Below are 5,437 nucleotides of genomic sequence, written 5' to 3'. Positions count from 1 at the left end.
ACGGGCTTATCTGGGTAACCCTACCTACAGTCTTACCCCAACTGCGTAAGTCCTATAAATAATGGACGCTCTCCATGATAAACGCAGGGTTGTTGCTTGATCTGGTGGAGTTCAGCTCCCACAAGCTTTAGGGCCTGCGCTACCTTCTTTGGAGGGGGGTGTGCCATTGCGGCGACTTACAGGGGGCAAGGGCCTTTGATGCTTGGAGAGAAAGGAGGGACACCTCAAGCCCCCAAGGCTTGGGGGCGCAAATTCAATGAATGAAATTGTGGAGAAAAAAGTTTTGGCTCCCGGCACCCTTCTCTTTCGGGTGAGTGCGCCTGAAATAGCCCGCCGGGCGGAGGCCGGGCAGTTCGTGGTGGTCAGGGTCAGCGAGACCGGTGAAAGAATTCCTCTAACTATTGCTGACTTCGACCGGGAGCAGGAAACCATAACCATGGTCTTTATGCAGGCGGGCAAAACCACTCGAATGCTGGGCGCTCTGGACGTAGGAGACAGGATTCTTGATGTAGTGGGCCCACTGGGCAGACCCAGCGATGTGGAGTATTGCGGCCGGGCGATCTGTGTGGGAGGTGGATATGGGGTTGCTCCGGTCTTCCCCATTGCCCGGGCCCTGAAGCAAGCGGCAAACCAGGTCATTGGCATTATTGGAGCCAGGACAGCAGAGCTCATTATCTTTGAAAAAGAGATGGCCTCGGTGTGCGACAGGCTCCTTATAAGCACCGATGATGGTTCCAGAGGCCATCATGGTCTGGTTACCGACGTGCTGAAAACCATCTTGGAGGATGGGCAAAAGACCGACCTGGTGGTAGCCATAGGCCCGGCTATTATGATGAAGTTTGTGAGCCTGATGACTAAGAGTTACGGGGTAAAAACCCTGGTCAGCCTGAACGCTCTCATGGTTGATGCTACAGGCATGTGCGGGGTCTGTCGGGTGAGTGTGGGAGGAAAGACCTTTTTCTCCTGTGTGGATGGGCCTGAATTTGATGGGCATCAGGTGGACTATGATGAACTTATAGCCAGACAGAGCTTCTATCTGGAGGAGGAAAGGATTGCTCTGGAGCGATACGAAGAGGAATGTAGAGGTGATAAAAGATGCCTGGGGACATAGGTCCCCGGGCGGACATGCCTCGCCAGGACCCCAGGGCCAGAGCCAGGAACTTTAACGAGGTTGCTCTGGGCTATACCCCGGATATGGCCCTGGAAGAAGCCCGCCGCTGCATTCAATGCAAAAAACCTGTCTGCATAAGCGGCTGTCCGGTGGAAATTGACATCAAGTCCTTCATCGGTCACATACAGGAGGGAGATTTCCTTGCCGCTATCAAGAAGATAAAAGAGACCAACAGCCTTCCTGCTGTCTGCGGAAGGGTGTGTCCCCAAGAAGACCAGTGCGAGCTGAAATGTATTCTTGGTAAGAAATATGGTCCGGTGGCCATTGGCCGCCTGGAGAGATTTGTGGCTGACTGGGAAAGGGCCAATCAACTGGTCTCGGTGGACAAACCTGCCCATAAAAAGAGTAAGAGAGTGGCCGTTGTGGGCTCCGGGCCGGCGGGGCTCTCTGCAGCCAGCGAGCTGGCTAAAAGAGGATATGGGGTCACCATCTTTGAGGCTCTCCATAGGGCCGGGGGTGTTCTCGTTTATGGTATCCCTGAGTTCCGGCTTCCCAAGGCTATTGTCCAGGCCGAGATCGACTACATCCAGGGTTTGGGGGTAGAGCTTAGAACCAGCGTGGTCATTGGCAAGACCTGCTTGCTGGACGAACTGAGGAAGAATTACGACGCAGTGTTCTTGGGCACGGGGGCTGGCCTTCCCCGCTTCATGGGCATCAAGGGGGAGAACCTCAATGGTATCTATTCAGCCAATGAGTATCTAACCCGCTCCAACCTGATGAAGGCTTACCTCTTCCCGGAGTGGGACACTCCCATCAAGATCGGTCGCCGGGTGGGAGTGGTCGGTGGCGGTAATGTGGCCATGGACGCGGCTAGAACGGCCCTCCGGTTGGGTGCGGAGGAGGTCTATCTCATCTATCGTCGCAGCCGAGAGGAGATGCCAGCCCGGCAGGAAGAGATCGAGAATGCCAAGGAGGAGGGTATCCAGTTCAAGCTCCTGACTAATCCCGTGGGGTGTCTTGGAGAGAACAGGAATCTCAGAGCGATCCGTTGTATCAAAATGGAGCTGGGAGAGCCTGATGAGTCCGGGAGAAGAAGGCCTGTGCCCGTTGTGGGCTCTGAATTTGATCTGGAGGTAGACATCTTTGTGGTGGCCATCGGCCAGGGTCCCAATCCTCTGGTGCCCCGTACTACCAGGGGGCTGGAGACCACTAAGAACGGTAATATTGTGGTGGATCAGGAGACTCTCATGACCAGCCTGGAGGGAGTCTTCGCTGGAGGGGATATCGTAACTGGCGCAGCCACCGTCATCCTGGCCATGGGCGCTGGAAGGACGGCAGCCAGATCCATTGATGAGTATTTATCGTCCCCATAGCCCCCCTGGCCCCTCTCAGGCGTGAAAATGGAAAATCTATTTCGTCCCCTTAATATGTTATTTTCGTATGAACTGCTCAGGTACTAGATAGAAGGTGCCAGAAAGCTCAGCATCCAGAATCCAGCATTCTTTTCTTGTGGTCCTTCCTCCCTTGCCCATCTCTTTAGTCCCTTATCACGATATTATCAATCAGTCTGACTTTGCCTGCTTTAGCTGCCAGGGCAATTAGGGTTTCTCCTTCTATGCGCGATAACTCCTCCAAAGTCTTATGGTCACAAATTGATATATATTCTAAATTCACGTGCGGCTTGCTTTTTATCAGTTTCTGCATTTCCTCTTTTATTTTCTGGGCAATTCGCTCGCCAGAATCAATCAGCTCTTTCGCGTGCTGAAGGGACTTAGACAAAACCAGAGCTTCTTCTCTTTCTACGGCGGACAAATAAGTATTTCTAGAGCTCATTGCCAAACCGTCTTCCTCTCTTGCTGTGGGCACGACAACAATTTCTAAATCAAAGTTCAAGTCCTCGACCATTTTTCTAATGACCACGACTTGCTGAGCATCTTTCTGCCCAAAATATGCTTTATCGGGCTTTACAATATTGAAGAGCTTGGCGACAACTGTTGTGACTCCCTTAAAATGATGGGGTCGCGACGCTCCACATAGCTTGTTCGTTATTTTCTCTACTTCAACATAAGTTAAATGATTCGGCAAATACATCTCAGCATTTGAAGGACAAAAAAGATAGTCAACGCCTACATTTTCCGCAAGCCTTTTGTCTCTTTCAAAATCCCTGGGATAAGATTCAAAATCCTCAGATGGTGCAAACTGGGTGGGGTTCACATACAGACTTACCACAACAACAGCGCATTCTTCCCGTGCTCTTCGCATAAGTTCAAGATGGCCCTGGTGAAAATAACCCATGGTTGGAATTAAGCCAATGGTCTTGCCCTCTTGACGTTCTTTGCTTAGTTCTGCCCTAAGTTCCTTAATTGTGCTTATAACCTTCATCGGTGCTCTGCCTTAAGTCAAAGGGCTAAGGTCCGCCCCTCTCCTGCTTCAGGCCCACACCGTCACCCCTGGTCAACTTTATCCTGAGTGAAGCCGAAGGGCTCCGGATAATACAAAGCAAGAGCCCGAGGGCCCTATAGCCGTTCATCACAACCACTCATCTCTTTTTCGCCAGGCCAAAATCCATATTAAAAACTATGTTCTTCCCCTGGAAATTCACCTGCTTTAACCTCTTTGATGTAGCTGCTTATCGCTGACCTTATATCATTGCTTAACTTAGCATATTGCTTCACAAATTGGGGAATAAATTTCTCAAACATTCCCAGCAAATCTTGAGTTACTAAAACTTGCCCATCACAATGAGGTCCTGCACCAATGCCAATAGTAGGCACCCTAATTGTCTGTGTAATTTTCTTAGCTAATTCGGAAGGAATCTTCTCTAAAACTATCGCAAAAGCTCCTGCTTCTTCCAGGACTTTAGCATCAGCAATCATCTTCTTAGCCGCCTGTTCTTCTCTTCCTTGAACCGCATACCCACCCATCTGGTGAACTGATTGGGGAGTGACACCAAGATGACCCATAACTGGGATACCCACTTTCACCATCTTGAAAACCACAGGACAAATCTCTTCTCCTCCTTCAAGCTTGATGGCTTGGACACCCGCCTCTTTCAAAAAACGTCCTGCGTTATATAGCGCTTCTTCAACAGATATTTGATAGGACATAAAAGGCATATCCCCCACGACCATACTTCTTTTGGCGGCTCTTGCCACCGCTTTTGTGTGATGAAGCATTTCTTCCATTGTCACCGGCAAAGTGGTTTCATGGCCCAAAATCACCATGCCCAAAGAATCTCCCACAAGAATTACATCGATACCCAACTCATCCAGAAGACTGGAAGTAATGTAGTCATAGGCAGTAAGCATCGTGATCTTGTTGGCTCTCTGCTTCATTTCCATAAGCGTGTTTACGGTTACCCTTTTATTCAAGGCCTCCTCCTTGTAAAAGCTGATAAAGCTCCTTTTGTTTGTCTTTGCTAATTGTGCCTTTTTCGAGAGCTACTAGCGTTGTATATTTGCCAAGCTCACAATAGAGCTTCTTTTTTTCTGGAATCTTACTCCCAAAAGCCTCCAGGTGCCGCTTGACTGGTTCCACATCTCCTCGGGCAATAGGGCCAGTTAAGGCCCCGGCTGTCCCTTGAGATTCCATGTTAGCCAAAGTTCCTTTAATAAGAGGGAGGAGTGCTTTTAGGGCTACCTCTTTGGAGACACCTAAGCTTTCATAAATGCTCTGGGCAAAGTGGATAAGCCCCACAAAATAATTCGAGGCCACGCAAGCTGCTGCATGATAAAGAGGCTTGTCCTCATCTTTGACCACAATTGCTGTTCCCCCTAAAGCTTCTACAATGTCTCTGGCTAAAGTCAAAACTTCTTTTTCTGCCGTAACGCCGAAAACAGAACCTGGCAACTGAGAAACCGCCCCTCCCACAGTAGCAAAGGACTGCAGAGGATGAATGCTTCCAACTTTTGCGCCAATGGCTTTAGCAGAATCAAGAACATTAAGGGAGAGAGCACCACTGACATGAAAGACAACATCCTGGGCATCAAATCCGCCATTTTGAGCAATCTTTCTGCAGGCTGGTTCAACCTGGTCATCATTGGTGGTCAGGATAATGACGTCAGCGAGTTTAGCGGCTTCGGCTACATCTCGAGTCTTGAACCCAAAAATAAAGTCTCGGGCGCAATCAAGCGATTCCTGGGTGCGACTGGCAACAGCTACAATATTAAAATCTTTCTTTTGAAGAATATGGCCTATTGCTGTTCCAACCTTGCCCGCCCCAATTATGGCAAGTCTTTTGGGGGTCTTTTTCAATTCCTCTCCCTTGAAAATAACCCTACAGCGATACTTAAGAATCTTGGTTCAATATGTAGAGCAATTTCTTTA

The 5,437-nt window shown here is 49.5% G+C and carries 5 protein-coding genes; 2 read left to right on the top strand and 3 right to left on the bottom strand.

The genetic code is table 11. The features are described 5' to 3' along the window. The first annotated feature begins 256 nt into the window (after positions 1 to 256). Both HW443_RS09080 and gltA read left to right on the top strand, forming a co-directional pair. Positions 257 to 1,111 carry a sulfide/dihydroorotate dehydrogenase-like FAD/NAD-binding protein gene (locus HW443_RS09080; protein WP_176231155.1) on the top strand — a complete coding sequence of 285 codons (855 nt, stop codon included), beginning with the start codon at positions 257 to 259 and terminating at the stop codon, positions 1,109 to 1,111. After that, the gene (gltA, locus tag HW443_RS09075) at positions 1,096 to 2,484 is read left to right on the top strand and encodes an NADPH-dependent glutamate synthase (RefSeq protein WP_176231156.1); all 1,389 of its coding nucleotides are present in this window, start codon (positions 1,096 to 1,098) and stop codon (positions 2,482 to 2,484) included. Before HW443_RS09080 ends, gltA begins: the two co-directional genes overlap by 16 nt. Before the next feature lie 163 nt (positions 2,485 to 2,647). Here the strand turns inward: gltA and panC are convergent, their stop codons facing one another. The 3 genes from panC to HW443_RS09060 all read right to left on the bottom strand — a co-directional run bounded on the left by panC (position 2,648) and on the right by HW443_RS09060 (position 5,365). Further along, positions 2,648 to 3,493, bottom strand: a complete 846-nt coding sequence (gene panC, locus HW443_RS09070; protein ID WP_176231157.1) for a pantoate--beta-alanine ligase — start codon at positions 3,491 to 3,493, stop codon at positions 2,648 to 2,650. Positions 3,494 to 3,681: 188 nt separating this feature from the next. Beyond that, complete coding sequence (gene panB, locus HW443_RS09065; protein WP_258190486.1) at positions 3,682 to 4,482, bottom strand: 3-methyl-2-oxobutanoate hydroxymethyltransferase; 801 nt, start codon at positions 4,480 to 4,482, stop codon at positions 3,682 to 3,684. Beyond that, positions 4,475 to 5,365: a Rossmann-like and DUF2520 domain-containing protein gene (locus tag HW443_RS09060; protein ID WP_176231158.1), complete on the bottom strand. Its 891-nt coding sequence runs from the start codon at positions 5,363 to 5,365 to the stop codon at positions 4,475 to 4,477. Before HW443_RS09060 ends, panB begins: the two co-directional genes overlap by 8 nt. Positions 5,366 to 5,437 lie beyond the last annotated feature (72 nt).

Origin of the sequence: Candidatus Hakubella thermalkaliphila, assembly GCF_013281975.1 — a bacterium.
Lineage (GTDB): Bacteria > Actinomycetota > Humimicrobiia > Hakubellales > Hakubellaceae > Hakubella > Hakubella thermalkaliphila.
Note: the sequence above shows the minus strand (reverse complement) of the source record. Positions and strands in the feature narration are given on the sequence as shown.

What these genes read in the sequence shown, in the direction of transcription:
- panC (WP_176231157.1), bottom strand. Translation starts at nt 3,493, where the DNA reads ATGAAGGTTATAAGCACAATTAAGGAACTTAGGGCAGAACTAAGCAAA.
- gltA (WP_176231156.1), top strand. Translation starts at nt 1,096, where the DNA reads ATGCCTGGGGACATAGGTCCCCGGGCGGACATGCCTCGCCAGGACCCC.
- HW443_RS09080 (WP_176231155.1), top strand. Translation starts at nt 257, where the DNA reads ATGAATGAAATTGTGGAGAAAAAAGTTTTGGCTCCCGGCACCCTTCTC.